Source organism: Pseudomonas sp. R1-18 (assembly GCF_051132095.1).
In the GTDB taxonomy this organism is placed as follows: Bacteria; Pseudomonadota; Gammaproteobacteria; order Pseudomonadales; family Pseudomonadaceae; genus Aquipseudomonas.
The window spans coordinates 1,410,585-1,437,091 of the sequence record NZ_CP071658.1; the positions used below are offsets into that span (position 1 = coordinate 1,410,585).

The following is a 26,507-nucleotide window of genomic DNA, read 5'->3' on the forward strand; positions in this document are numbered from 1 at the left end:
TGGCGAAGGTAATAAATCCGCAGGTCGAGGGCGTCATGGAGTTGCTTCAGTCGATGCAGGTATTCGCGCGAGTCGCAGAGCTCGGCAGTTTCACCAGGGCCGCAGATGCCATCCCGCTTGGCCGGCCGCAGGTCACCCGAGCCATTCAGGAGCTGGAAGCCGTAATCGGCGTAAGGCTCTTTCAGCGCACGACGCGGCAGGTCAGGCTCACCACTGAAGGTGAGCAATTCTATGATCGGGTTAAAGACATTCTCGGCAACGTCGCCGAGGCGACCACCATGTTCGGCACCAGCGGGGCCGCTCTGCGAGGAAGGCTGCGCGTAGATATTCCGACGGCCTTTTCCCAACCGGCATTCATTGCGTGCCTGCGCGAGTTCACCTGCGACCACCCGCAGATCGAGATGGCGCTGGGGGTCACCGACCGGACCGTGGACCTGGTGGCGGAGGGCGTGGACTGCGTGCTTCGCATTGGCGACTTGCCGGATTCCAGTCTGGTTGCGCGACGCATCGGTATGGCCACGATGGTGACCTGCGCGGCGCCCGCGTACCTGCAAACGTTCGGGACGCCGGAAACCCTGGAATCGCTCCGGACTCACCGGGGAGTCAGTTTTCTATCGGGCCAGAACCACCGCCCGCTGCCCTGGCAGTTCTCGCAGGACGGCACAGACCAGAGCTATGTCAATCGACAGGGCATCATCGTCAATGAGTCCAATGCCTATGTGCAATGCGGAGTAGCCGGTTTCGGAATTCTGCAGGCGCCCGGGATCACGCTGGACAAGTACCTGGCTGACGGGTCTCTGGTGGAAGTGCTGAAACGATATCGGCCAAGACCCCGTCCGGTGTCGGTCTTGTATCCAAGCAGAACGCACCTTGCCCCTCAGGTGAATGCCTTTGTCGACTGGCTGAGCCAGGTTTTTCCGAAGCTGTATCGGGACTGGCTGGAGTAGCAACGCACCTTGCAACGGTAGCCGCCGCGACAACGCGGAGTTAGCGCTGCGAAAGAATGCTCTGGAGCAAACCGGGAAAGCGGCCATCCAGCTCCTCGCTGCGCAGCGAGTTCATGTGCGTGGTGCCCACATTGCGGGTGTGCACCAGGCCTGCGTCGCGCAGCACGCGAAAATGATGGGACATGCTGGACTTCGGGCGACCGCCATCGAGCTCGCCACAGGTGGCTTCGGTTACATCCGCCAGCGTGCGTACGATCTGCATGCGCACAGGATCGCTCAGGGCGTAGAGCAGGCGCTCCAGGACCAAGTCTTCGGGATTGGGATGTTGATAGGCTCGCATAGCGCACATGATAACGGGGCTTTCATAGAACGCCATAGTTCGATTATGATCGAACTATCGTAAATCAACCCATCCCCGGAGCTTGCGAATGTCTGCATTATTCGAACCCTACACCCTCAAAGACGTCACGCTGCGTAATCGCATCGCCATTCCGCCCATGTGCCAGTACATGGCCGAAGAGGGTGTGGTCAACGATTGGCACCATGTTCACCTCGCCGGTCTGGCGCGTGGTGGCGCAGGCTTGCTGGTCGTCGAGGCCACAGCTGTCGCTCCCGAGGGGCGTATCACTCCAGGCTGCGCAGGCATCTGGACCGACGAACAGGCCCAGGCGTTCGTTCCGATGGTGAAAGCCATCAAGGCTGCAGGTTCAGTGCCCGGCATCCAGATCGCTCACGCTGGCCGCAAAGCCAGCGCCAACCGTCCGTGGGAAGGCGATGACCACATCGCCGATAACGATCCGCGCGGCTGGGAAACCATTGCCCCGTCGGCCATCGCTTTCGGTGCCAACCTGCCCAAGGTGCCACGGGCAATGACTCTGGAAGACATCGCCCGCGTTCGCCAGAACTTCGTCGACGCGGCCCGTCGCGCTCGCGACGCCGGCTTTGAATGGATCGAGCTGCACTTTGCTCACGGTTACCTTGGTCAGAGTTTCTTCTCCGAGCACTCCAACCAGCGCACCGACGCCTACGGCGGCAGCTTCGAAAACCGCAGCCGCTTCCTGCTCGAAACCCTCGCCGCCGTTCGTGAAGTCTGGCCTGAGCATCTGCCACTCACCGCTCGTTTCGGCGTGGTTGAGTACGACGGTCGCGACGAACAGACGCTGACCGAATCCATCGAACTGGCGCGCCGCTTCAAGGCCGGTGGTCTGGATCTGTTGAGCGTCAGCGTCGGCTTCACCATCCCCGAGACCAACATCCCATGGGGCCCGGCATTCCTCGGTTCGATTGCCGAACGCGTACGTCGTGAAGCCGATCTGCCTGTGACCTCCGCCTGGGGTTTCGGCACTGCGCAATTGGCTGAAGCCGCAGTCAAGAATGGCCAGCTCGATCTGGTATCGGTAGGCCGCGCGCACCTGGCGGATCCGCACTGGGCTTACGCCGCCGCCAAGGAACTGAGCGTCGACAAGGCTTCCTGGACCCTGCCGGCACCTTACGCACACTGGCTTGAGCGCTATCGCTAAACAGCGATTCGTTCTGTCAGACGGCGTCTGTTTCGGACGTCAGCTCGCTGTGCCCGCTCGACGATCCTGTCGAGCGGGCACAGCGGCATTCAGCCTCGCGCCAAATCATTCTCGTCAGTCCCAATTCGCTCCCCTCTCTGAAGCCTGACGCGCGGTGTAACGGCCGCTGCTATAGATCCAGTATCTTGAATGCAGGTCAGACGGCGGGATGAGGTTCCGGGGGGCAATACATGCGCACAATCGTTCGCTGGTGCAACTGGAGCGGGGAGGGGCTGGATTACTGCTCGCTCGTTGAAGGCGACAAGTCCTCGGTCATCGAAGGGCTGGTTATCGGCACTCCTGCGGAAAACTACGCTGCGCATTACACAGTGCGTACCGATCGCGCTTTTCGCACCCGGGGAGTGCGCGTCGACTTCGTCGGCGGGCCGCGCTTACATCTGGCGGCTGATGGCGAGGGGAACTGGCGCGATCTGATCCGCGACGAGCCTGTGCCGCTTTTAACGGGCTGCCTGGACGTCGACATCGCTATCACGCCTGCAACCAACACACTTGCGATCAAGCGCCTGAAGCTCAAACAGCAAGAGAGCCGAGAGATAGCCGTGGCGTATGTACCTGAACCCGCCGCGGGTACTGACGACTTTTCGGTTCAGCGTATGACGCAACGCTACACCTGCCTGATCGCCGATCATCGTTACCGATACGAAGGTGCTCTTCAGCGAGTCACTGGCCAAGGAATCATTGATCACGGATTTACGGCTGAACTCCAGATCGATGAGTACGGCCTGGTACTCGATTACCCCGAGATATTTCGACGGATTCAGAGCTGAGGCAGGGTTGAAAAGCGCAGCCTTTCAAACGTGACACTTTTGTTCGTTGGCACTCAGGATCATCCGGTCTCATGGCAAGCTTCAAACGCCCGGCTTGCGAGCCCAGGCCCCGAACATCACGTCGCCGATGTAGATTCCTTCTGACTGCATGCGCTCCTCGTCCAGCCGCTGTTGCAGGGTTTCGATGTCGATTTCGTCTGCCGTTGCCACGCCCAGCGCGATGATGCGTGGCAAGCACGCGCGTACGATGTAGCCAAGGCCGTAGGCTTTGTCAGGCGTCTGTACCAGACATTCCGCGCGCACACTTTCAACAGCCAGCCCGGCTCTGGTGAGAATCCCATGCAGGTTGAAGCCGATATGCAGATCGGCGCCTTCGCGGGCGATCATCTGCTGTAGCCAGCCTTGCGCTTTCCTGTGCAGGGTAAAGGCATCGACGCTGGCCGGTGCCATCGTCGTGTCATGCTCCTGAAAAACCATCACCCCTCCGGGACGCAAATGCCTGGCCAATGCCGTTGCCGCTGCAACAGTGTCGGCCTGATACATGAGCACCCGCCGACCGACGACGGCGTCGAAGGTGCCAAGTGATTCAGGGAGGTCGAGAAGCCCGCTCTGGAGGAAGGAGGGCAGAGGTTGCGGATATGCACTTGCCCGATTGCGCGCTGCGACCAGCGCATCGGCGTCGTGATCAATGCCGACGACTTCTCCGGTCTCGCCAACCAGTCCGCTGAGCAGAAAGCTGACTTCACCGGATCCGCAGCCGACGTCCAGCACTCGCATGCCGCCGCAAATGCCTGCATCGATTAGAAGTTGAGTAGTGAAGTCGGGTCTGGCAATCGTCATGCAACTGGCTCCGGGAATTTTGCCCGGAGTCTGATGCACGCATGCCACCAGGCGCAATGATCACCTGTGTCCTGGAAGGGAGAGAATCAGTATTGCCGGGGCTATGGGCAGCTTGCCCGTAGCCCCGGCTTACGGAGTCAGTATCTGTAAACGGCTGCGGCCCCGGTTTCAGTTGGCATTGAGCGCTCCGGAGGCACCACCACAACCTCTCCACCGCAGCGCAGGACGGCCAGAATCAGTTCTTCCAGCACGTCCTCGGAGCCTGGGCCTCGCTCGGCATGAATCGAAAGATCGCCGTTGGCTGGATCGAGCTTTCCGTCAATCTTGCGCTCGGCCTCGACAAGCAGCAGCGCAACCCGCCCTTCGGCTGCGGCGTGGGCGATCTCGGACAGGTCACTGGCTGACAGCTTCTGGCCAACCGCCACACCGAAACGATCGAAGGCCTCTTGCAGCTTCTCGTCCTGCCAGGAGTGCAGCAGCTCGCCGCAGGCGCTGGCAAGCTGAGCTGGTGTCAGCGTAGCCGGGTCCTTGTCGATACCCGTCGGCAACAGTAACCGGTTACGACTGACTGCTCTGAAGACTGCCTGGTTTTCGGGTAAAGCCACCAGCACCAACGGCAGGCCGGAAACCCGCGAACAGTGCTCGGTAAAAGTTCTGTCGACAACCCGGAAGAAACGCTCCCGGTCCAGATTGATTTCGTCTTGCTTACCGCCACCGCCGGACTCATGCATCATCGGATCGCCGCGCTCACTTGCTCCGCTGAACCCATCGGGGTGGCCCTGTTGATCGCGGGATGTCAGTTCGTCACCCAGAGCCTCGTTCTGGCTGGTCGGAACTGCATCGGGGAGTTCGATTTCCTGCAGACCTTGCGAGGAACCTTCGTACACACAAACGCTGTCCCGCGACAGGCAGAGCACCTGGCAACGTTGGGTAGTGGGTGCGAGACGCAACAACGGTTTGAGATACGGGTGACTATTAACGACCGTCGCTTCCTGCACCGTTTGATTCAGGCCGACCACCATGAAATGTTCCAGCCCTCCAAAAATGGCAATCGCATCGGGGCAGGTGTTCCAGAACGCGTGATCGTCGACCAGTGCCTGAAACGGAGCCATCAATGCCTGCTTCATTTCCGGATACTGCTGCTCGACCATGCCATCGAGGTCTCTGATCAGGTTTTTCAGCCGGATCGGATCTTGCGTGCGTTCCGGAAAGGTTCGATGTGTAGGCATGTAGACGCTCAGGCTGGGCTGGTCTGACAAGGCCATGAGCGTGGTCAGCGTCTGCTGTGTGAAGGATTGAATTCGGGTCATGATGTGCTCCTACTCTTTTCCCAAATCAGCCTGCTTGGCCAGAAAGTCATCTTCGAGCATCGCGTCGATCTCGGCGACTGACTCTTCATGTTCAGGGGGTGCTGTCAGGTGCCCGGTCGACTCGACCTTGGGAGACAGGCGTCCCACTAGATGTTCGAGCGCGTGGTTCATCTTTCTGGCCGCGCCAGCCACGGCCAGATCCAGACTTTCCGCGTTATGAGTAACAGAGATCGACGTGTGTCCCTTGGGACGCGCTTCGATCTGACACCGCTTGTCCTGAGCGCCTCCCTTCTGCGCATTTACGTCGCCGACATGAATCTCCACACGCGTCAGCAAATCCGTGTAGCGCTCCAGTTCATCGACAACGGTACTGCCTACCCACTCCTGCAGAGCGGCACTGCCTTCTATATGGTTGCTGTCCACCTGAACTTGCATTTCGTAGTCCTCCGACATCGACGCGCCAATGCGTCTCCTGCCGGTAGAGGAGCTGTCTTTCCATCAGTTCCTGAGAATGGATAACTGGCATTTTCGATATGCATTTGCAGAGAACGAAGACGGACGCATCCCGGATGAACATCCGGAACACCTTGTTCAAAGCGTTGCCAGGGCTAACCGGTTACCGCGTGGAGCTGAGGCTCAGCTGCCGCGAACATCTTGGTGGACGGGCATTTCCGGGATTCCACTCTGCGTGGCGCCCCCTACCGAATCCTGGGTATTGCTCCCAGGCGGTTGAATTTCTGCCTCAAGCTGGACGCGGGCTTGCCGCCAGTGGTCTTGAGCCTCGCCTTCAGGCTTTCCGGCCAGCTCCCACAACTCGTAGGCTCGCTCACGGATCTTTTCTTCATCGATCATCTGGCGGTTCCTCTTGCGTGTGCAGTGTCGGCGCCGCAGCGGCTTTTGCCTGAAAGCCGCTGACGGCTGTGGTGACATTCACCCAGAACGCTGCTGGGTTATCGGGGCGGGTTTCCGAGCGGGCGGCGGAGTACCGTACGCCGGGGCTTTGTTGAACAACATGGCAGTAAAGAGCGTCACGCTTTTCTTGACGCCGTTCTGTACATAATGAAATTCGAAATGCTCTGGAATGCTCATGATGCGTCTCGACCGCTTGATGTTTTGGATGCCTCTATGGGGAGACCCGTGTCGTTCTCCAAAAATCTGCCCGGGCGACAAGCGGTTCGCGCTGACAATAACTTCGCTTGACTTAGAGTGCGCTCGAAGTCCTAACGTGTGCAGTGCCAAGACGAGAAGGCAGGTATGAAGATAGGTGAACTGGCCAGGCGTTCGGGGCTTTCAGCTCATACGATCCGCTATTACGAACGGATCGGGCTGCTCCCGTTTGCTGAGCGTGACGGATCGAGCCATCGGGACTACGACGCGTCGATTCTGGTCTGGATTGAATTTCTTGGCCGGCTGAAAACAACCGGAATGCCGATCCGGGACATGCTGCGTTATGCGAGCCTGCGCGAACGTGGGGTCGAAACGGAAGCCGAGCGCTGTGAAATGCTCGAACATCATCGTGAGGCTGTACGTGCCCAAGTGGCCGAACTCCAGGCCTGTCTTCTCGTCCTCGATACCAAGATCGCCGGTTATGGCGATCACGCACAGAGGATCAATAGCCATGACACAGCATCGCCCCGACGCAGATGAAAGCAGGCTGGAACGAGGTAAGCGCGCACTCGCTGAAATCGACGGCGAAGCCGGGCACAAGGTTGTCGCCGCACTCGCCGACATCGCCCCCGACTTTGCAACGTATCTGTTCGAGTTCCCGTTTGGCGACATCTATTCGCGACCCGGCCTGAGTCTGCGGGATCGGGAAATCGCCACAGTCGCAGCGCTGGCCGCGATGGGCACCGCCACCCCACAGCTGAAAGTGCATATCGAGGCGGCTCTGAACGTCGGGCTATCGCAAGCGGAAATCACCGAAATCCTCATGCAGATGGCGGTGTATGCAGGTTTCCCCGCTGCGCTGAATGGCCTGTTTGCTGCCAAAGAGGTATTCGCCAGTCGCACCGGCTAACCCTCGACTCCGCATGCGCTTGCCGCTCGCTGAGCGCTCCACATCGCCCAGCGGGAGGCAGCTGTCTTTCATCGCCTTTGAATGGTCTCCTCGCCAGCAGGCTGGCTCCCACGGATGCTTGATTCCAGCGAATATCGGCCTGCGCCGCGCAGCGAAAGGTAAACGCAGAGGAACAACATCAGCACCGGATATTCGATCCCGCGGTCGATCCACGGCCAGGTCGGTCCAAGGATGTAGGCAATGGCTGCCATCTGAATCGCCATTGCGGCAGCGATCAAGCGAGTGCCTAGCCCCAGGGCCAACAACAAGCCTCCGACAGCTTCCAGCAAGGCCACCATCATCGCGAAGTATTCAGGAAACGGCAGATGGAGCACCGTCTCAATAAGCCGCGCGGACCCCGCCATCGGGTCGGCCATGGAACCGTGAGAGGTGCGCATCAGTTTGGGCAACCCGTGGGTGATCATGATGATGCCGAAGCATATGCGCAGTAGAGCAAAGGCAAGTGGCTCGCCGCGCAGGGACAAGCGGGCCAGCCCGGGAAATAAAGCCTTCGCAGAGTTCGGGGAGACAGCGGCTTGTTGTTTCATATCGGCAGTTCCTCTTGTTTCAATCAAGGCTGCAAGCGCCGGACAACGTCAGGTAGCGAAGGACTTCAACGCCTCCGTCTGAGTTCTCATAGGCCATCTTTGCCTCGACAACCTCGCACTGGGTTGAGTGAGGTACGTCAGTGGAAAGCACTTTTGCAATGTCCAGCTGCATGCCGTACTGATATGCACGAGCACCAGCAGCTTGAGGCGCCGGGCTCGCAAAAGAACTGCCTGCTACACCTAGTGCGCATGCAATGAAAATCGCTTTGCTTGTATTCATTTCGTTCTCTCCTGTCATCCGCAACGGGTCGCTCGGATCACGCAAGGCCCGTGCTGATTCGCCGGTGAGAGGCTGAGCCTTGAGTTCGAGTGAAGTGTGTGTGCGTTACGGGGCTGGATAAATCCCTGGGGGCTGGTAACACTGTGCAGCTTCAGAAAACAATCGGCGCCGGTCATGGATAAGCTTGATTCGCTGCAACTGTTCATCCGCATCGTCGAACTCGGAAGCTTCACCCGAGCGGCGAATGCACTGGATATCCCACGCGCGACGGCAACGCTGGCAGTCAAGGATCTGGAAGCACGACTGGGTGCGCGGCTGCTGGAACGCACCACCAGGCAAGTGCGTCCTACGCTCGACGGGCAGGCTTTCTACGACCGTTGCAAACGGATTCTCGGTGATCTGGAAGAGGCCGAATCAGCGCTCAGCATGGTTGCCGCGAATCCTCGTGGGACGTTGCGGCTGGACTTGCATGGCTCCCATGCCACCCGGATCATTCTTCCGCGCATCACTGACTTCCGTGACCGTTATCCGGACATCAAGCTGGTAATCAGCAGCGGTGACCGTCTGGTGGATCTGATCGACGAAGGCATCGATTGCGTTGTTCGCGCCGGCACTCCGCGAGATTCGACGCTGGTCATCAAGCGCCTCGCGCTGATGCCGGAAGTGGTGTGTGCAAGCCCGGCTTATCTGGATCGCCATGGTATTCCGACCTTTCCCGATCAGATCAAAGACCATCAGGCGGTCGGCTTTTTTGCCGGTAGTCAGGACGTTCGTTACCCGTTCGGTTTTCGGGTCGACGGGCAGGATGTCGAGTATCAGCCGCAGGGGTGGATCTCGGTCAGTGATGCGGCGCTTTATCGATCCTGCGCGCTGAGCGGATGTGGCCTTATTCAGGTCCCGCGTTTTGGCGTCGAGAAGTATCTGGCGAGCGGAGAACTGGTTGAAGTGCTGGGAGACTGGGCGAGCCCCGGCATGCCCGTCTCTGTTCTCTACCCCTTTCACCGCCAGCTGTCGCCGCGGGTCAAGGTGTTCGTCGACTGGATCGCCAGGCTGTATGCGGACCAGTTCGGCCCGTTGGCGTGAGGCTCCAGCCTGATACCCTGATCTCCCGATTTCGGTGAACCAGGGCGAAATTCGCGGCATCAGCGCACGCGCCTGGTCAATCGACTTGAACATCTGCTTCGACAAAGTCTCTGACAAGAATGCGGCGCGACCCGTGCTGCCCTCTATCGCTAGGAGACCAGGCTCGCATGAAAATTCTCATGGTACTTACTTCCCACGACCAGCTCGGCGACACCGGCAAAAAAACCGGCTTCTGGCTGGAAGAATTCGCAGCACCGTACTACGCGTTCATTGATGCGAAGGCTCGGGTTACCCTGGCTTCACCCAAGGGCGGACAGCCACCGCTGGACCCCAAGAGCGACGAACCCGACGCGCAGACCGATGCCACCCGGCGCTTTGGCAGCGATAGCGACGCACAAGCCGCGTTGGCCAATACCCTGCCACTGGGCGAGGTCGACCCTTACAATTTCGACGCCGTGTTCTACCCTGGCGGCCACGGCCCACTGTGGGACCTGGCCGAGGACACGGACTCCAAGACCATCATCGAAGCCTTCTACGCGGCCAACAAGCCGATTGCCGCGGTTTGCCACGCGCCCGGCGTATTCAAGAACGTCAACGCACCCGATGGTCACCCCGTGGTGCAGGGCAAAAAAGTTACCGGCTTCACCAACTCAGAGGAAGAAGCGGTCGGCCTGACCCAGGTCGTGCCCTTTCTCGTTGAAGACATGCTCAAGGCCAAAGGTGGCAATTACTCCAAGGCCGCGGACTGGGCCAGCTACGTGGTGGAGGACGGCCACCTGATCACAGGGCAGAACCCCGCTTCGTCAGAGGCCGCAGCCAAGGCATTGCTCAAACGAATGGAGCAGGAACAGACGGTCTAGCGCAGGGCTCGGTCTTTGTGGGAGCCAGCTTGCTGGCGATAGCGGTCAATCAGTCGAAAATGCAGGCTCATGCAGATTGCAATCGCGAGCAAGCTCCCTCCCACTGGCTCGGCGCAGGACGCGGTTCTGTAGGAGCCAGCTTGCTGGCGATAGCGGTCAGTCAGTCGAAAATGCAGGCTCAGGCAGATTGCAATCGCGAGCAAGCTCCCTCCCACTGGTTCAGCGCAGGACTCGGTCTTTGTGGGAACCAGCTTGCTGGCGATAGCGGTCTTTCAGTAGAAAATGCAGGCTCAGGCAGATTGCAGTCGCGAGCAAGCTCCCTCCGACTGGCTCGGCGCAGGGCGTTGTTTCTGTAGGAGCCAGCTTGCTGGCGATAGCGGTCTTTCACTAGAAAATGCAGGCTCAGGCAGATCGCAGTCGCGAGCAAGCTCCCTCCCACTGGCCCGGCGCATCCATTCCTGCACTCAACTGTCCAAACCCATTCCAAGACAAAACATTTTCCGATAGTCAGAGGGCGACGTACCCAGATGAGCGCCGAAATGTTGCCTCAAGGAAAGGGATGTCCCAAAGCCCACTTCACCCGCGATGCACTCGATAGGCAAATCCGTCGTCTCCAGCAACTCCTGCGCTCTGACAACCCTCTCTGCATTCAACCATTTGGAGACGGTAGTGCCGGTGTATTCCTTGAACCGACGAGTGAAGGTGCGCCTGCTCATTTTCGCCATGTCTGCCAGGCTGTCGAGCGACAGATCAGCGGCCAGATTCGTTCGAGCCCATGCCAGAACATCGGACAGATGAGTCTCGCTAGACAGTTGCGGCACCGGACGCTCGACGTATTGAGCCTGGCCGCCCTGTCTGTGCGGCGGGGTTACCAGCATCTTCGCGGTGCGATTGGCTACATCGGCGCCGAGTCGCTGGCGTATCAGATGCAGGCAACAATCGATGGCCGCTACGGTTCCCGCGGACGTCATGATGTTGCCGGCGGTGACATAGAGAACCTCCGGCCGGAAGCGAACCTTGGGGAAGCGTCGTGCGAATTCGTCGCGGGCGGCCCAGTGGGTGGTTGCTTCCTTTCCATCGAGCAGCCCGGCGTCGCCGAGCACAAATGCGCCTAAACATAACCCCACTATGAGTTTGCCTTGGGTATTGGCGCGCTGGAGCGCTGTCACTAGTTGTGCGGATGCGACGATCGAATGATCGCCCCACGCGGGAATGACGATGACGTCGGATGCCTCCATCAGCTCCAGGCCATGGCTCACCGATAGCCCGATGCCCTGGCCGGTGCTTACCATTCCGGGGAGCTCCGCGCAGTAACTGACCTCATATCGAGGCTCGCCGGCTCCGGCCTGAGCTGTTCCCAGTACGATCCCTGGCACCGAGAGGTGGAAAAGACTGACGCCGTCGAAGGCCAGAACAGCAACACGTATAGGGGGCATCAGGCAGCCTCGTATTCATCTTCCATGCTTGATAAGTCGACTTTCAGAGTGTTTCCACGCCACGTCGATCGATCTGGCCCGATTATATCGAATAATGTCATTCAGGCCACTGTTGAGTGCCGATGCGTTCGGCAAGAATGGATTCCTCATCGTATCGACAGGAGCAGTCCATGAAACTCAGCATTCTTTCTCTCGGCCTCGGCATCGCTTGTGGCGCCGCCACGTCAGCGTTCGCCGGTTCAAGTGTCCCGAAGGCGTCTGATGCCGCTCACAAGGTCGGTTTGCAGCAAGTTCGTAACGCAACCGTAAAAATCTCCTACGGCGATACGACCTTCCTGGTAGATCCCATGCTGGCCGAAAAAGGGGCGTACCCAGGATTTGAAAACACCTACCGCAGCCACCTCCGCAACCCTTTGGTTGATTTGACCGAGTCGCCGGCTGAAGTCATCTCCGGAGTGGACGCAGTAATCGTCACTCACACGCATCTGGACCACTGGGATGACGCTGCACAAAAAGCGCTGCCTAAAGACATTCCGTTGTTCACCCAGCATGAGGAAGATGCACAGCTGATTCGTTCCCAGGGTTTCAATAATGTGCGCGTACTGACGGATGAAGCGCAATTCGGCGGGGTGACGATTACCAAAACCGGCGGCCAGCATGGCACCGATGAAATGTATGCAGTTCCAGCGCTCGCCAAACCTCTGGGCGAGGCAATGGGCGTGGTATTTCAAGCACCAGGCTATAAGACGCTTTACCTCGCTGGCGACACTATCTGGCGCACCGAGGTAGACCAGACCATCGAGAAATACCGCCCGGAAGTCATCGTGCTCAACGCCGGGAAAGCAAAAATGCAGGGCTTTGAAGGCTCGATCATCATGGGCGAGGAGGACGTCCTGCGCGCTTCACAGGCCGCGAAAAACGCAAGAATCGTTGCCGTGCATATGGATGCAATCAACCATATGTCGCTGAGCCGGGAAGAACTGCGCTCTTATATCAAGCAGCAGGGTATTGAGAGTCGGGTGAATATCCCTGAGGATGGCGCTTCGTTGGCGTTTTGACACGACGCACATGCCAAGCGATGCGGCTTGGCATGTGCGGGGTTGGTTCATAGCGCAATGCTGCTCACGCTGGACCGGTTTCGAGAACCGAGGTGATTACTTGAGAAAGCCAGTTGACGGCATGGCGACGGGAATCATGGTATCGCTGTGCCTGGTGTGGGGTGCGCAACAGGTGGCAATGAAGGCCATTGTCGATGACGTCGCGCCTATGATGCAGGTTGCGCTGCGCTCTGGCGTTGCGGCATTGCTGGTATGGCTCGTCGGCCGGTGGATACTGCGCGAAGCCTGGCTGACAGGCGTCTGGCGACGTTCCGGTATGGTCGTGGCCACCCTGTTTGCCGCCGAGTTCCTCTTTATCGCCGAAGGCTTGCGCTGGACCAGTGCGTCGCACATGGCTGTATTTCTGTACACCGCACCGCTATTCGCCGCTATCGGTCTGCATATACGGCTGCCGGAAGAACGCTTGAGCCTGGTCCAATGGTTGGGCATGGGGATGGCTTTCGTCGGCATCGCGGTGACATTTCTCACACCACGGGAAGACGCAGCAGGGCCGGCCATGACTGAAGGTCTGTTTGGCGATTTTCTCGGCCTGTGCGCCGGCCTTTGCTGGGGACTGACGACGGTTGCCGTTCGCACCAGCAGACTGGCTGAGGCACCGCCTACGCAGACGCTCTATTACCAGTTGGCCGGCGCCTTCGTGCTGCTCCTCCCGTTGGCATTGATGACCGGGCAGAACGCTCTGACCCTTACTGCTCAGGCGTGGGCCAGCCTCGCATTCCAGACGCTGGCGGTATCCTTCGCCAGTTACCTGATCTGGTTCTGGATGCTGCGCCGCTACCTGGCCGCACGCCTCGGCGTGATGGCCTTCATGACTCCACTGTTTGGCGTGGTGATGGGATACCTCTGGCTGGACGAGCATACGACGCTGGGTTTCCTGCTGGGTGCGGCACTGACTGTGGCAGGCCTGCTCGTGGTCAATCTGAGCAAGGGAACCTTATCCGCGAGGGAGCGCGCCCGACAATCGTAATCGGCTCAAGCGTTGCCAGGGAAAACACCAAAGAAGCTCTCTGATGAGCATGATCCGAGACCTGGGTAACGTTGGCTAAACGCTGGCGACGCCAATTGTTCATGGAAACTGAATAGTGAAGGCGAATTCGGCTTATTTATCCGGCCTCGCCGGCTATGGGAGTCTGTTGTCACTCCCATAGCCGACAGGCAGGCAAAGAAAATCATGGACAGTTTCCATAGCAAAGTAGCAATCGTCACTGGCGCCTCTCGCGGTATCGGCAACGAAATTGCCAGGCGCCTTTCCCGAGACGGTTTTGCAGTTGTAGTCAATTACGCCAACAGCGCGGCAGAAGCGGACAGGCTAGTCGCCGCCATTCAGGCACAGGGCGGCCAGGCGATGGCGGTCAAAGCGAACGTTGCAAGCGCCCATGACGTGCGGCGGCTTTTCGAGGCAACGGAGGATCAGTTCGGGGGCGTCGACGTGCTCGTCAACAACGCCGGAATCATGGCCCTCGCGACCATCGCCGAGACGGACGACGACAGCATCGAGCGGCAGATCGACGTCAATTTCAAGGGCACTTTCAACACCCTCAGGGAAGCGGCAGAGCGCATTCGCGACGGCGGCAGAGTGATCAACTTCTCCTCAAGCGTGGTCGCCATGCTGCAACCCACCTACGGTGTTTATGCCGGCACCAAAGCCGCCGTAGAGGCGATGACCAGCGTGTTCGCCAAAGAGATGCGCGGCCGCAATATTACGGTCAATGCCGTAGCTCCCGGGCCGACCGCAACCGATCTTTTCCTGAATGGCAAGCCACAGGAGGTCGTTGATCGACTTTCCAGATTGGCGCCTCTGGAACGTCTAGGTCAGCCGCAAGACATCGCTGCCACTGTCGCCTTCCTGGCCGGTCCCGACGGAGCCTGGATCAATGGGCAGATCCTGCGTGCCAACGGCGGAATCATCTGAATCCGCTCCGTCGAATTCTTCTGCACCTGGAGAAGCCCATGAGCACATACGACGCACTACCTCAACCAGCCGGATCGCAGGAGTGTCACCAATGACTACCGTTAATAAAACCCTGGCCACACCTGCTTCTCGACTGAAGTCGCTCTTCAAGTTCAACGCCATCACGGCTGTCGCCGCAGTTACCGCCGCCGCGGCAGCAGCGGCAAGCCTCACCGCTGGCTTGCCGGTCTGGGCAATGTTCGTCGGTTGGGTCGCCTTTTTTTCTCGTGGACATGGCCTGCGTGACGGCTTGATCAACTACGGCAGCGTATTGGCAGGTATCGTCTTCGGCATGCTGGCGGCCACGGCGATTGCTGCGCTCAGCCCGTCACTGGGTAAAACGGCCTTGCCTGTAGTGGTTTTCCTTGTGGCGATGGGCGTGGTCTCGCTCAGAGCGGTGCCGGTGATGAACAACCTTCTGGCTTACTTCCTCGGCCTTATCGCGTTCTTCGCCGCCCACCTGGAGCCTTCGCTCGATGCTCTGCTGCGGCTGGGCAGTGCGTCCGCGATTGGCAGCACCGCGGCCTGGGTTTCGCTCAAAGTGCAGCAACGCTTGGCAGCCTGATCGCTATCGCCGGTGTGCTCGTTACGGCGCCGGCGCGGTTTCGAAAGCGCTTCAGAGTTACCCCCGAACCGAACGAGCCTCAACTTCGCCGCGCAACCGCCCGGCGTCTCTGGCCGGTGGAAGGCCAAACATGCGCAGGTAATGGCGGCTGAATTGCGAGGGGCTTTCGTACCCGACGCGGTATCCCGCATCCGCGGCATCGGCCGCTTCGGCCACCATCAGGCGGCGGGCTTCCTGCAGTCTCAGCTGGTCACGAAACTCCAGCGGGCTCATCGAGGTGACCGCCTTGAAATGGCTATGGAACGTGGAGCGGCTCATACCGGCGATGGCAGCGATCTCGTCGATCCGGCAGGCTTCTTTATAGTGGGTGCGAATCCAGCTTATGGCTTTGGCGATCTGGTTCAGCCGACTGTCGGCCCTGGCCATCTGGCGAAGGGTCCCGTTGCCGCTACCGGTCAGCAGGCGATAAAGAATTTCTCGCACCACCAGCGGTGCGAGCGCGTCGATATCGTTCGGCGAGTCCAGTAACCCGGCGAGTCGCACCGCCGCATCCAGCAGTTCAGCGCTGGTGTCGTTCAGCGCGATGCCCGTCGAGGGCATGCCCTGAAACTCATCGTCAGCCGGGTAGCGCAACGCCAGCTCACTCAGCGTGGGCATGTCCAGATTGAGCACCAGACACAGATAAGGCGCAGCCTCGCTGGCCTCGATTACCGATCCCATCACTGGCAGGTCCACGGACGCCACCAGATATCGGGTGGCGTCATAGACGTAAGCCGTGGTCCCCAGCATCGCTTGCTTGCGCCCTTGGGCAACGAGACAAAGCGTCGGCTCGTAGACGACCGGCATGGGCATCGTCGGCGAGCCCGAGCGAACTAGGCTGACACCCGGAATAGGGGAGGGATGTATGCCGTCTGCCGGGACGTGCCGATTGAGGATATCGACCAGCTTTGCCATAGGGTCCATGCCTGCTCCAGGATCCGCGTAAGTAGGAACATCAAAAGTTGTCCGCCCGGATGATCGTACAAGGACACGGGACAATTCTGCTACGGGTCTGTTTGCTGGTGAAGGCAGACTCATGCCATCGAACTAGGAGCCTTGATCATGCGTTCATCAATCTTTCGTCCTGTCCGTTCACTCGCGCTCGCGAGCTGCATGCTGGTGAACGTCGTTCTGTTTCCCGGCGTGGCTGGCGCAACATCGGAGACCGATGTCGAAGCGCGTAACGCACAGATCGTCACCCAAGCGTTCGATCGCTGGGCGGCCGGTGGCAACACCTTTTTCAACGATATCGTGGCGTCGGACGTCAGTTGGACAATCAAAGGCTCCGGCCCCAGTGCCGGGACATTCAAAGGCCGTGATGTATTCATCGAGCAGGCCGTACGACCCTTCGTGTCCCGTTTGTCCACGCCGATCCGACCCGTGAGCAAGCAAGTGTGGGCCGACGGCGATCACGTGGTCATCCACTGGGACGGCGCCGGAGTCGCCCGCGACGGGAAACCCTACACCAACAGCTACGCCTGGATTTTCAAAATGCAGAACGGCAAGGCCGTCGACGTCACCGCGTTTCTCGACCTTGCGCCGTACGATGATGTGTTGCGGCGTATACCTACGCCTGTGAGCGAATAACTGAATCCTCTGATCAACAGCGGCGGCGGTCCGAAAACCGCCGCCGCATTCGATCAGGCCATCACGCTGGGCTGTGTGGGTGTGGCCTTTTCCGCAGGCTCCTGCTGACCGTCCACGGTGGTGGAGGCCGGACGGTCTTCGCCGGGGGCGGGGCGGTTGGGCAGGGGTGGCAGCGCCTTGGCCTTTTCGATATCGACGCCTACGCCCTGCGCGAGGCGCTGGCCGTAGTCCTGATCGCAATGCCAGAAATGCCAGATCATTCGCAGCTGGATATTTTCCGGGCATTGTTTGAGATCAGCGACGATATTGGCGATGAGGTCATCACGCTCCCAGTCCTCGAAGCTGCGATAGCGGTCGCCGGTCTGCTGATAGTCCGCTGCCGTTTTGGTGGTCTGATAACGACCGATGTGGCCTTCGACCCATTGCTTGTAGTCCGGGCCGCTGCGTTGCGCCTCGCGCAGACCGCCTTGCGAACTTGGCTCGTAATTGACGTGCGGATTTTCGCCGGCACCGTCGACCTTGTAGGTCATCTGGCCATCGCGCTGGTTGGTCGCGTAAGGGCATTTTGGCGCGTTGATCGGCAGCTGCAGGTAGTTGGGGCCTACGCGATAGCGCTGAGTATCGGAGTAGGAAAGGGTCCGGCCCTGGAGCATCTTGTCGTCGGAAAAGTCGATGCCGTCCACCAGCACGCCAGTGCCGAACGCCGATTGTTCGGTTTCCGCGAAAAAGTTGCTCGGGTTGCGATCCAGCACCACGCGTCCCACCGGTAGCAGGGGAAACTGGTCTTCCGGCCAGCGTTTGGTGTCGTCCAGTGGATCGAACGGCAGTTCGTCGTGGGCGTCGTCCGACATGACTTGCACGCACATTTCCCACTCGGGGAAATTGCCGCTGTCGATGGCTTCGTACAGATCCTTGGTGGCATGGCCGACTTCGTGTTTCTGGATTTCGGCCGCCTGTTCGCTGGTGAGATTACGCACGCCTTGCTTGGGCTCGAAGGAAAACTTGCAGAGCACGGCCACGCCGTCTTCGTTGACCAGCTTGTAGGTGTTGACGCTGGAGCCTTGCATCTCCCGATAGCTGGCGGGAATGCCCCACGGGCTTTTCACCCAGGTGACCATGTGCAGCGCTTCGGGATGGTGTTGAACAAAATCATAGAATCGCCAGGGTTCCTGGCGGTTGGTCACCGGGTCGGGCTTGAACGCGTGGATCATGTCCGGGAACTTGATCGCATCGCGAATGAAGAACACCTTCAGGTTGTTGCCGACCAGATCCCAGTTGCCGTCCTCGGTGTAGAACTTGATGGCAAAGCCGCGTGGGTCGCGGGCGGTTTCCGGTGACTCCTTGCTGCCGATCACGGTGGAGAAGCGGATGAACACCGGGGTCTTCACGCCGGCCTTGGTCAGCACCTTGGCGCGGGTGTATTTGCTGGCCGGTTCATCGCCAATCGTGCCATAGGGTTCGAAATAGCCGTGGGCGGCGGTGCCGCGCGCATGCACTACGCGTTCCGGGATACGCTCGCGGTCAAAGTGGGTAATTTTTTCTATGAATTGATAGTTTTCCAGGGTGCCAGGGCCACGTTCGCCCACGCTGCGCAGGCTCTGGTTGTCAGTGACTGGATGCCCTTGGCGGGTAGTCAGCGTGTCGTGTTTCTCAGCCATCTTTTATCTCCTTGCATCAGGGTCGCATCAAATCAAAATCACGGTCCTCTGGTTTTGGGTGGCATGTCGCCCGATGGTTTCCAGTGGCGGACGAATGGTCAAGCGGGTCGCCAGGGCACTGCCGCTCAGGCTGAAAGAGTGGACAAAGCCGACAGGTCGCGGTCTGTGTTGATTCATTGTCAGCGAACATGAATGGAGACTGCACATGTCTGAAAAGCACGTACTCATCGCAGGCGCCAGTGGTGTCATCGGCAAGGCGGTACTGAACAGTTTCGCCGACGTCGGTTGGCAGATCACCACAGTCGGCAGGTCCGACAAAGCGCCCAGCGATTTTCCGCATGTGGTTGCCGACCTGCTCGACGCCGCGAGCCTGGCTTCGGCCAAGGCCGCGTTCAAGGGTGTCACTCACTTGTTCTACAGCGCACTCAAACCCAACCCTGATCCAGGCGTGGAGGCGGATGAAAACGCCGCGATGTTCGAGAACCTGGTCGAGGCGGTGCGCGACGCCGGCGCCAGTCTGGAACGCATTACCTTTGTGCAGGGCGGCAAGGTGTATGGCGCGCAACTGGGTGTATACAAAACACCCGCGCGCGAGGACGACAGCCGTCACTTTCCGCCCAACCTGTATTTCCGCCACGAAGACTACGCCCGCTCGCTTGAGGCTGAAGGCGTGAAATGGACGGCGTTACGCCCCGACATCGTCATCGGCCATTCGCTGGGCTCGGCCATGAACCTGGGTAACCTGATCGGTCTGTATGGCGCGCTCTGCCGGGAAACCGGGACGGCCATGCAGTTTCCCGGTCCGGAACAGGCTTACCGCAATGCCGTGGTCAACGTTACCTCTGCCGAATTGATCGGTGAAGCAGCGGTGTGGGCCGCGCAGACCAACGCCGACGGCTCATTCAATCTCACCAATGGCGATGTGTTCCGCTGGAGCCACGTCTGGCCAAAACTTGCCGAATGGTTTGGTCTGGAAGTCGGTGAACCGCAGCCGATCTCCCTGGCGCAGCGGCTCAAAGCCTTGCAGCCGGTGTGGAAAGGGCTGGCGCAGCGAGAAGGCCTGGCCGAGGAAGATCCGGATCGCATCGCGCTGGGTTCTTTCGGAGACTTCATCTTCCATGTCGAAAAAGACGCGTTCTTCGACGTCACCAAGGCACGTCAGGCTGGCTTCAACGCGATGACGCTGCGCTCGGACGAAGTGTTGCTGGCGCACCTTGAAGACATGCGAGCCCGCAAGCTGATCCCCTGAATCAAGAGCTGCTGATCAGAGCAACACGCCATCGCGCGGTTGCAAGGGAGCGGGTGCCGGTTCATCGAGCAGTTCCAGCACGGCGATCTCGATGTTGCGGCACATCGCTTCCAGCGGCAGGTCATTGGGCAGCGTGTCGAACGGGTCGGCGATCTGGTCGCCCAGCGCGTCCAGTCCGAAGAAGGTATAGGCCAGCACGCACACCGCGAACGGCGTGAACCAGCCAATGGTGTCGACCAGGCAGAAGGGCAGCAGGAAGCAGTAAACGTGGACCACCCGGTGCAGCATCAAGATGTACGGGTAGGGAATCGGCGTGCCTTTGATGCGCTCGCATCCCCCGAGCACGTAGGACAGCCGCGACAGCTGACGGTCAATGTTGAGCTGCGCCGCGGTGCCGCCTTCGGCGCTGGTTATCGCCTCACCATACCGACGACCCAGTGCGCCAAGCACGGCGCTGGGCAGGTTGTGCTTGGGTTGGGCGACCTTGCCCAGCCAGCTTTCAGCGCGTTCATCCCGCGGCTCGTTACGCAAATGCGCCTTGAGCGCATAGGCAAACGCAACGAGCCCTTCGGCCAGCAAGCGCCTTTGTTCCGCCGGCAGGCGAGGCAGTAGGCTCAGGCTCTGACGTGTCAGGTTGCGGCTGACGATCAACAACTCGCCCCACAAGGTGCGGGCTTCCCAGAAGCGCTGATAAGCCACGGTGTTGCGAAAGCCCAGGAAGATCGCGAGCGTCAGGCCCCAGAGCGTGAAAGGCGTGGCGGTCAGCACTACCTTGAAATGAAACACCGTGCCGTGCATCGCCACCACCGCCGAACTCACCAGCACGGTAAACAGCACCTTGCGCCAGATGGCCGGGATGATGGAGCCCTTGAGGGAGAACATCAGGGTCAGGGCAGACGGATCTTGAGGACGAATGATCAATGGGGAGCATCCTTCAACGACGAAGCCGGTGTCGATACCCTGACACCGGCTCGCGAGAAACACCAGCCTGGGTCAAAGCTCCTTTTTCAGGTGCTTTTCGATCTGCTCAAGCGACTTGCCTTTGGTTTCCGGCAGGCACAGGAACACAAACAGCAGCGACCCGATATTGATCGCGGCGAATATGAAGAACGTCGGGTTGCCGATGGCGTCCACGGCAATCGGGAAGGCAAACGCCACCGAGGCGTTGAACAGCCACTGCATCGAAACCGCAACGCCAGTCAGCAAGCCGCGGACTTGCATCGGGAACAGTTCCGACATCAGCAGCCAGTACACCGGCGAAACACACGCCTGCATGAACAGCAGGAACACTAGAATGCATGCCAGCGCGGTGTAGCTCTGGGTCAGGTTCTGCGGCATGAACTGCAGCACACAGCCCAGCGCCGCCTGCATCAGGATGACCATCACCAGACCGGTCATCAGCAGATGCCGACGGCCATAACGCCCGATCGCCCAAATGCCGATCAGCGCCGCCAGCACGGAAACCACGCCATTGCCAATGGTGGCGGTCAATGCAGCGTTGGTACCCATGCCCGTCGTCTTGAGGATGATCGGGGTGTAGTACATGAACGCGTTGACGCCGGTGAACTGCGCGGTGAAGCCCAGGCCGATACCGATCAACAGCAGTTTGATCACCCAGCCCTGACGCAGCAGGTCTTTGACCTTCGGGCGGTGACGCGCCTGCTCGTCCTGCGCCTTCATTTCGTCGATTTCGCGCTGCGCCTCGGCCTTGGAGTCGCGCAGTTGTTCAAGCACCTCCTGCGCTTCGTCGAAACGGCGCTTGGACGCCAGCCAGCGCGGGGAGGCCGGCACGAAGAACGTGCCGATCAGCAGCAGCACGCCAGGCACCATGGCAATCGCCAGCATGTAGCGCCAGATGCCCGGGGTATGAAACAGCGCGGCCATTACGGCGCTCAGCACATAGGCGAGCAGCTGGCCGGTGACGATCATCAGCTCGTTACGACTGACCAGTCGGGCACGACGCGACGGCCCGGCGATTTCGGCGATGAACACCGGTACGGTTGCCGAGCCGCCACCAACGGCGATACCCAGCACGAAGCGCGCGGCGATCATCAGCGAGATGTCCGGTGCCATGGCCGTGCCCAGCGCGCCGGCAATGAACAGCAGCGAAAGAATCCGCAGGGTCAGGCGCCGCCCGAACCGGTCCGAGATGTAGCCGCTGGCAAGCGATCCGAAGGCCGCGCCGACGATCAATGAAGCGGTGACCAGCCCCTCGGTGAACGCATTCAGTCCCAGGCCGCCTTGGTCGACTGGCAGCGTCATGAACGGCAACGCGCCAGCGATGATCCCGGTGTCGTAGCCGAACGCGAGTGCGCCCATGGTCGCGACAAGCACTGAAATGAATACAAGCCGACGTGCTGACGAGCGTTGCTCGTGATGATCGACTCTGGACGAGGTAATGCTGGAAGACATGGAATCTACAACCCTAAACTTGAACCCGCGTCGTGCCGGTCCGTCGATGTGAGGGTTAGGGGGGTGTCTGCCGCGCTAGTTCCCTTGCGCACAAACAAATCGAGACAAGAGGCCACTGCAAACACTGCCCGGTCATGCCGCAGGGCAAACGGTGTGGCGCCGGACAAGGCAAATGGTTAAAGATGCAGCTTCAACCCGCATCGATCTGAAGGAACCAGCATGTCTATCCGACGTTCACCCATCGCCGCTGCAGTTGCCCTCTCGTTCCTGTCGTTTTCTGCATTGGCCGCAGATCTGGCACCCGACCAGCTGCTGAAAAAAGCCGAAGCCGAACAGAAATCCTACCTCGCCACCGTCAAGCAGCTGGTGGACGTCGACACCGGCACCGGTCAGGAGCCGGGTCTGAAAACCGTCAGCGCCGTGCTGGTTGAACGGCTCAAGGCGCTGGGTGCTGAAGTCACGACGAGCCCGGCCAGCCCCTCGGCGGGCGACAACATCGTCGGCACTCTCAAGGGTGACGGCAGCAAGTCCTTTCTGCTGATGGTCCACTACGACACGGTGTTCCTGCCGGGGACTGCCGCCAAGCGGCCGTTCAAAGTCGAGGGCGAGCGCGCCTACGGGCCTGGCGTAGCGGATGCCAAAGGCGGCGTGGCGATGATCCTTCACTCGCTGAAGCTGTTGCAGGATCAGAAGTTCAAGGACTTCGGCACGCTGACCGTGCTGTTCAATCCGGATGAAGAAACCGGCTCCAGTGGCTCGAAAAAAATCATCGCCGAACTCGCTCGCCAGCACGACTACGTGTTCTCTTACGAGCCGCCGGACAAGGACGCAGTGACAGTCGCCACCAACGGCATCAATGGCGTGTTTCTCGATGTGAAGGGTAAATCTTCGCACGCAGGTTCCGCCCCGGAAGCCGGGCGCAACGCGGCCATGGAGCTGGCGCACCAGATGCTGCAGCTCAAGGACCTCGGTGATCCGGCCAAAGGCACCACGGTCAACTGGACGCTGCTCAAGGCTGGCGATAAACGCAACATCATTCCTTCCAGCGCCTCGGCCGAGGCCGATATGCGTTACTCGGACCTGAGCGAAAGCGACCGCGTGCTGGCCGACGGGCAACGCATCGTGCAGAAGAAGCTCATCGACGGAACCGAAGTCACCTTGCGCCTCGACAAGGGCCGCCCACCGCTGGCGAAAAATCCGGGCTCCGATCAGTTGGCGAAAACCGCTCAGGCGCTTTACGGAAAGATCGGCCGCAATATCGAACCCATCGCCATGCGCTTCGGCACCGACGCGGGCTACGCCTACGTGCCGGGCAGCGCAAAGCCAGCGGTGCTGGAAACCATGGGTGTGGTAGGCGCAGGCCTGCATGCCGACGACGAATACATCGAACTGTCGAGCATTGCCCCAAGGCTTTACCTGACCGTGGCACTGATCCAGCAATTGTCCGACGCCGCGCAGTAAGTCTTTCCGTCCCTTTCGCGGGCAAGCGCGCTCCTACAGCGAATCGGTAGGAACGCGCCTGCCCGCGACACAGGCGCCGCCGTCTTTCAGGACTAATGCGTCATCGTTCTTCGCGAGCTGCGCTCACTCCCGCGATTCATATCGTGCCAACTGCGCACTTCTGAAACATTTTCACATGATTTTCTTTGCGTTCGCCGCGATAATCCCGCGCGATTCATTCAGTGCCCGTGCGGGCGTTCTCTTGCCCATCGAATAACAGGAATAAAAGATGATTTTAAGAGCGACAAGTATCGTGATGGCGATACTGGCTATTGCTTTGCTGTACATGGGGGCGCAGCTGGTGGCTGCCGGTGGTTCACCCGCCTACTCGATCATTGCATTGGTGGTACTGGCGACCGCGGTGCTGCTGTTTCGCAAAAGCAGATCAGCCCTGACCCTATATGCGCTGCTGATGTGGGGCATTCTGCTGTGGATCATTGCCGAAGTCGGTTTCGACAAGTGGCAATGGATTCCTCGGGGTGACGTGTTCGCCCTGGTCGGTCTCTGGCTGGCATTGCCGTGGGTTGTTCGTCCTCTCTACGAGGCGAACCCGGTGGCCGGCCGCCGTCGCTTCCATCCGTTTCTGGGCGGCACGGTCGCCGTGATGATGGTGATCGTGCTGGCAGTGATGTTCTACGATCCGATCCCGGTCAAAGGCAAGATCGAAAACCCGGTCACGACACGAAGCGCCGATGTGGCCGGGAACGAGTGGGTCGCTTATGGCGGCACTACCAACGGACAGCGCTTCTCCAGCCTTGACCAGATCAACCCGGGCACTATCAAAAAACTGTCGGTTGCCTGGGAATATCACACCGGTGACTTGCGCGATCCCGCCAAGGATGCGGGTGAGTACACCTTTGAAGCCACGCCGCTGAAGGTCAACAACCGGGTCTACGTGTGTACCGCGCATAACGAAGTGCACGCCTTGAATCCGGAAACCGGGAAGCTGGACTGGAAGTACGCGCCTGAAAAGGATCGCTCGTACCTTCAGCAGCATCAGACCTGCCGAGGCGTCAGCTACTATTCGCCAGCTGCTTCGGGCACTGCTGCCGCTACTGCAACCGGCACGCCGGCCCAGTGTGCGAAACGCATCATCACCGCCACTGCGGACGCGCGGCTGGTAGCGCTGGATGCAGACACCGGCAAGCTGTGCAGCGATTTCGGTCAGAACGGCGTCGTTGACCTCAAGGCCAACATGGGCGAAGTCCGTCCGCACGCCTTGATGCAGACCGCTGCTCCGCTGGTTGCGGGCGATCTGGTGATCGTCGGCGGTTCGGTAATGGACAACGGTTTCAAGGCCGGCAACCCGTCGGGTGTAATCCGTGCCTACAACGCCGTAACCGGTGCGCTGGTGTGGAACTTCGATCCGGCCAATCCGGACAACACCCAGCCACTGGCAGCCGGTCAGAATTACCCGCAAGACACCCCGATTGCCTGGGCAACGCTCAGTGCTGACCTGAACAACGGTCTGGTCTACGTTCCTTTCGGCAACACTTCGCCGGACGAGCTGGGCACTGACCGCGATCCGAACAGCAACGTCGAAAAATTCCGCGACACCGTCGTTGCGCTGGATTTGAAGACCGGTGCGTTCAAATGGAAATTCCAGACCTCCAGCAACGACCTGTGGGACCGCGATAACCCTTCGCAGCCGACGCTCATGGACGTAGGCAAAGAGGGCAGCAAGCAACCGGCACTGGTGCTGCCGACCAAAGTCGGCAACATCTTCGTGCTCAATCGTTTGACCGGCGAACCGATCGTTCCCGTGGACCAGGTCAAGGTCAGGACTGATGGCGGCGTACCAGGGGAGCACTTTGCGGCGACCCAGCCGGTATCGCGGATCAACTTCATTCCCGAAGCGCTGACTGAAAAATCCATGTGGGGCCTGACGCCGTTCGATCAGATGTCCTGCCGTATCAGCTACAACAAGCTGCGTTACGACGGTAATCCGTGGACGCCAAGCACCGAAACGGGTTCGTTGATCTTCCCGGGCAACATCGGTGCGTTCAACTGGGGTTCGGTGGCTGTCGATCCTGACCGCCAGATTCTCATCGCAGCGCCTGTGCGCCTGGCCTACACCTACAACCTGATCAAGCGCACGCCGGAAACGGCCGACAAGCGTCTGTTCTCCGAGGAAGGCACGCCTTACTGGAACGAGAACTTCAAGGGCGACTATGCCATCCGCATCAAGCAGTTCGCATCCGGTCTGGGTGTGCCTTGCATCGCCCCACCGTGGGGCCGGATGGTCGGTGTCGACCTCAACACCGGCAAGACCGAATGGCTGCGCCGCACCGGCACCAGCAAGAACCTGAAGACCAGCTTCCTGCCGGGCCGCTTCCCGATCGGTTTCCCGATGGGCATGGTCGCTCACGGCGGACCGCTGGTGACGGCGGGCGGCCTGGTGTTCCACGGCGCGACCGCGGACAACTTCCTGCGTGCCTACGACATCAATACCGGTGAAGTACTCTGGCAAACCGAACTGCCTGCCGGTGGACAAGCGACGCCATCAACCTACATGGGCAGCGACGGCAAGCAGTACGTGGTCATCTCGGCCGGCGGCCACGGTTCGCTCGGCACCACCCTGGGCGACAGCGTCATCGCATTCCGCCTGGACTGATTACCCGTAAAAACCGCTCCTGCCGCAACGGCAGGAGCTTCCTATGTCTGGTAGTCAGCCATCGCCAGCAAGTGTGTGAGCGCCGCAAGGTTGTAGGAGCGCGCTTG

27 protein-coding genes are annotated in these 26,507 nt (G+C 59.9%); 15 read left to right on the forward strand and 12 right to left on the reverse strand.

Features of this window, described 5'->3' with window-relative positions; all coding sequences use genetic code 11:
* The first annotated feature begins 35 nt into the window (after positions 1 to 35).
* Complete coding sequence (locus J3P77_RS06570; protein WP_434680504.1) at positions 36 to 947, forward strand: LysR family transcriptional regulator; 912 nt, start codon at positions 36 to 38, stop codon at positions 945 to 947.
* A gap of 40 nt (positions 948 to 987) precedes the next feature.
* Here the strand turns inward: J3P77_RS06570 and J3P77_RS06575 are convergent, their stop codons facing one another.
* The gene (locus J3P77_RS06575) at positions 988 to 1,323 is read right to left on the reverse strand and encodes an ArsR/SmtB family transcription factor (protein WP_434680505.1); all 336 of its coding nucleotides are present in this window, start codon (positions 1,321 to 1,323) and stop codon (positions 988 to 990) included.
* Positions 1,324 to 1,375: 52 nt separating this feature from the next.
* On the opposite strand from J3P77_RS06575, the gene J3P77_RS06580 reads away from it, so the two are divergent.
* Together J3P77_RS06580 and J3P77_RS06585 are read left to right on the forward strand one after the other, a co-directional pair.
* The gene (locus tag J3P77_RS06580; RefSeq protein WP_434680506.1) at positions 1,376 to 2,467 is read left to right on the forward strand and encodes an NADH:flavin oxidoreductase/NADH oxidase; all 1,092 of its coding nucleotides are present in this window, start codon (positions 1,376 to 1,378) and stop codon (positions 2,465 to 2,467) included.
* 230 nt (positions 2,468 to 2,697) lie between these two features.
* Positions 2,698 to 3,294 (forward strand): putative glycolipid-binding domain-containing protein, encoded by a 597-nt coding sequence (locus J3P77_RS06585; RefSeq protein WP_434680507.1) that lies wholly within the window; start codon positions 2,698 to 2,700, stop codon positions 3,292 to 3,294.
* 81 nt (positions 3,295 to 3,375) lie between these two features.
* On the opposite strand, the gene J3P77_RS06590 is transcribed toward J3P77_RS06585, so the two are convergent.
* The 4 genes from J3P77_RS06590 to J3P77_RS06605 all read right to left on the reverse strand — a co-directional run bounded on the left by J3P77_RS06590 (position 3,376) and on the right by J3P77_RS06605 (position 6,296).
* Positions 3,376 to 4,134 (reverse strand): methyltransferase domain-containing protein, encoded by a 759-nt coding sequence (locus J3P77_RS06590; protein ID WP_434680508.1) that lies wholly within the window; start codon positions 4,132 to 4,134, stop codon positions 3,376 to 3,378.
* A 137-nt stretch (positions 4,135 to 4,271) separates the two neighbouring features.
* Complete coding sequence (locus tag J3P77_RS06595) at positions 4,272 to 5,444, reverse strand: hypothetical protein (protein ID WP_434680509.1); 1,173 nt, start codon at positions 5,442 to 5,444, stop codon at positions 4,272 to 4,274.
* Between the two features lie 9 nt (positions 5,445 to 5,453).
* A complete protein-coding gene (locus J3P77_RS06600) occupies positions 5,454 to 5,879 on the reverse strand; it encodes an HPF/RaiA family ribosome-associated protein (protein WP_434680510.1) in 426 nt (141 codons plus the stop codon).
* A gap of 201 nt (positions 5,880 to 6,080) precedes the next feature.
* Positions 6,081 to 6,296 carry a DUF2934 domain-containing protein gene (locus tag J3P77_RS06605; protein ID WP_434680511.1) on the reverse strand — a complete coding sequence of 72 codons (216 nt, stop codon included), beginning with the start codon at positions 6,294 to 6,296 and terminating at the stop codon, positions 6,081 to 6,083.
* A gap of 402 nt (positions 6,297 to 6,698) precedes the next feature.
* On the opposite strand from J3P77_RS06605, the gene J3P77_RS06610 reads away from it, so the two are divergent.
* Positions 6,699 to 7,091, forward strand: coding sequence for a MerR family transcriptional regulator (locus J3P77_RS06610; RefSeq protein WP_434680513.1), 393 nt, complete (start codon positions 6,699 to 6,701; stop codon positions 7,089 to 7,091).
* Positions 7,063 to 7,461: a carboxymuconolactone decarboxylase family protein gene (locus J3P77_RS06615; protein ID WP_434680514.1), complete on the forward strand. Its 399-nt coding sequence runs from the start codon at positions 7,063 to 7,065 to the stop codon at positions 7,459 to 7,461. The genes J3P77_RS06610 and J3P77_RS06615 overlap by 29 nt, the downstream gene beginning before the upstream one ends.
* Positions 7,462 to 7,529: 68 nt before the next feature.
* Here the strand turns inward: J3P77_RS06615 and J3P77_RS06620 are convergent, their stop codons facing one another.
* A complete protein-coding gene (locus J3P77_RS06620; protein ID WP_434680515.1) occupies positions 7,530 to 8,048 on the reverse strand; it encodes a DoxX family protein in 519 nt (172 codons plus the stop codon).
* Positions 8,049 to 8,067: 19 nt separating this feature from the next.
* Positions 8,068 to 8,328 (reverse strand): DUF2790 domain-containing protein, encoded by a 261-nt coding sequence (locus J3P77_RS06625; RefSeq protein ID WP_434680516.1) that lies wholly within the window; start codon positions 8,326 to 8,328, stop codon positions 8,068 to 8,070.
* Between the two features lie 174 nt (positions 8,329 to 8,502).
* On the opposite strand from J3P77_RS06625, the gene J3P77_RS06630 reads away from it, so the two are divergent.
* Together J3P77_RS06630 and J3P77_RS06635 are read left to right on the forward strand one after the other, a co-directional pair.
* On the forward strand, positions 8,503 to 9,411 hold the full coding sequence (locus tag J3P77_RS06630) for a LysR substrate-binding domain-containing protein (protein WP_434680517.1): 909 nt from the start codon (positions 8,503 to 8,505) through the stop codon (positions 9,409 to 9,411).
* 167 nt (positions 9,412 to 9,578) lie between these two features.
* A complete protein-coding gene (locus J3P77_RS06635) occupies positions 9,579 to 10,271 on the forward strand; it encodes a type 1 glutamine amidotransferase domain-containing protein (protein WP_434680518.1) in 693 nt (230 codons plus the stop codon).
* Between the two features lie 464 nt (positions 10,272 to 10,735).
* Here J3P77_RS06635 and J3P77_RS06640 read toward each other — a convergent pair whose 3' ends face one another.
* Entirely contained in the window at positions 10,736 to 11,707 is a 972-nt protein-coding gene (locus tag J3P77_RS06640; RefSeq protein WP_434680520.1) for a GlxA family transcriptional regulator, read from the reverse strand.
* Between the two features lie 170 nt (positions 11,708 to 11,877).
* Between J3P77_RS06640 and J3P77_RS06645 the strand changes: the two genes are divergently transcribed.
* The 4 genes from J3P77_RS06645 to J3P77_RS06660 all read left to right on the forward strand — a co-directional run bounded on the left by J3P77_RS06645 (position 11,878) and on the right by J3P77_RS06660 (position 15,341).
* The gene (locus tag J3P77_RS06645; RefSeq protein WP_434680521.1) at positions 11,878 to 12,765 is read left to right on the forward strand and encodes an MBL fold metallo-hydrolase; all 888 of its coding nucleotides are present in this window, start codon (positions 11,878 to 11,880) and stop codon (positions 12,763 to 12,765) included.
* A gap of 121 nt (positions 12,766 to 12,886) precedes the next feature.
* Positions 12,887 to 13,792 carry a DMT family transporter gene (locus J3P77_RS06650; RefSeq protein ID WP_434681913.1) on the forward strand — a complete coding sequence of 302 codons (906 nt, stop codon included), beginning with the start codon at positions 12,887 to 12,889 and terminating at the stop codon, positions 13,790 to 13,792.
* Positions 13,793 to 13,996: 204 nt separating this feature from the next.
* Positions 13,997 to 14,737, forward strand: coding sequence for an SDR family oxidoreductase (locus tag J3P77_RS06655; protein WP_434680523.1), 741 nt, complete (start codon positions 13,997 to 13,999; stop codon positions 14,735 to 14,737).
* A 91-nt stretch (positions 14,738 to 14,828) separates the two neighbouring features.
* Positions 14,829 to 15,341 (forward strand): DUF1097 domain-containing protein, encoded by a 513-nt coding sequence (locus J3P77_RS06660; RefSeq protein ID WP_434680524.1) that lies wholly within the window; start codon positions 14,829 to 14,831, stop codon positions 15,339 to 15,341.
* A 57-nt stretch (positions 15,342 to 15,398) separates the two neighbouring features.
* Here the strand turns inward: J3P77_RS06660 and J3P77_RS06665 are convergent, their stop codons facing one another.
* Positions 15,399 to 16,304 (reverse strand): AraC family transcriptional regulator N-terminal domain-containing protein, encoded by a 906-nt coding sequence (locus J3P77_RS06665; RefSeq protein ID WP_434680525.1) that lies wholly within the window; start codon positions 16,302 to 16,304, stop codon positions 15,399 to 15,401.
* 138 nt (positions 16,305 to 16,442) lie between these two features.
* Here J3P77_RS06665 and J3P77_RS06670 point away from each other — a divergent pair, with 138 nt between their 5' ends.
* The gene (locus J3P77_RS06670; protein WP_434680526.1) at positions 16,443 to 16,967 is read left to right on the forward strand and encodes a nuclear transport factor 2 family protein; all 525 of its coding nucleotides are present in this window, start codon (positions 16,443 to 16,445) and stop codon (positions 16,965 to 16,967) included.
* Between the two features lie 53 nt (positions 16,968 to 17,020).
* On the opposite strand, the gene J3P77_RS06675 is transcribed toward J3P77_RS06670, so the two are convergent.
* Positions 17,021 to 18,625 carry a catalase gene (locus J3P77_RS06675; RefSeq protein WP_434680528.1) on the reverse strand — a complete coding sequence of 535 codons (1,605 nt, stop codon included), beginning with the start codon at positions 18,623 to 18,625 and terminating at the stop codon, positions 17,021 to 17,023.
* Positions 18,626 to 18,830: 205 nt separating this feature from the next.
* On the opposite strand from J3P77_RS06675, the gene J3P77_RS06680 reads away from it, so the two are divergent.
* Positions 18,831 to 19,874, forward strand: a complete 1,044-nt coding sequence (locus tag J3P77_RS06680; RefSeq protein ID WP_434680529.1) for an SDR family oxidoreductase — start codon at positions 18,831 to 18,833, stop codon at positions 19,872 to 19,874.
* A gap of 15 nt (positions 19,875 to 19,889) precedes the next feature.
* Here J3P77_RS06680 and J3P77_RS06685 read toward each other — a convergent pair whose 3' ends face one another.
* Positions 19,890 to 20,795 (reverse strand): bestrophin family protein, encoded by a 906-nt coding sequence (locus J3P77_RS06685; RefSeq protein WP_434680530.1) that lies wholly within the window; start codon positions 20,793 to 20,795, stop codon positions 19,890 to 19,892.
* Between the two features lie 72 nt (positions 20,796 to 20,867).
* On the reverse strand, positions 20,868 to 22,286 hold the full coding sequence (locus J3P77_RS06690; protein WP_434680532.1) for a sugar porter family MFS transporter: 1,419 nt from the start codon (positions 22,284 to 22,286) through the stop codon (positions 20,868 to 20,870).
* A gap of 219 nt (positions 22,287 to 22,505) precedes the next feature.
* Between J3P77_RS06690 and J3P77_RS06695 the strand changes: the two genes are divergently transcribed.
* Both J3P77_RS06695 and J3P77_RS06700 read left to right on the forward strand, forming a co-directional pair.
* Entirely contained in the window at positions 22,506 to 23,747 is a 1,242-nt protein-coding gene (locus tag J3P77_RS06695) for a M20/M25/M40 family metallo-hydrolase (protein ID WP_434680534.1), read from the forward strand.
* A 268-nt stretch (positions 23,748 to 24,015) separates the two neighbouring features.
* Positions 24,016 to 26,400: a membrane-bound PQQ-dependent dehydrogenase, glucose/quinate/shikimate family gene (locus tag J3P77_RS06700; protein ID WP_434680536.1), complete on the forward strand. Its 2,385-nt coding sequence runs from the start codon at positions 24,016 to 24,018 to the stop codon at positions 26,398 to 26,400.
* The last annotated feature ends 107 nt before the right edge of the window (positions 26,401 to 26,507 follow it).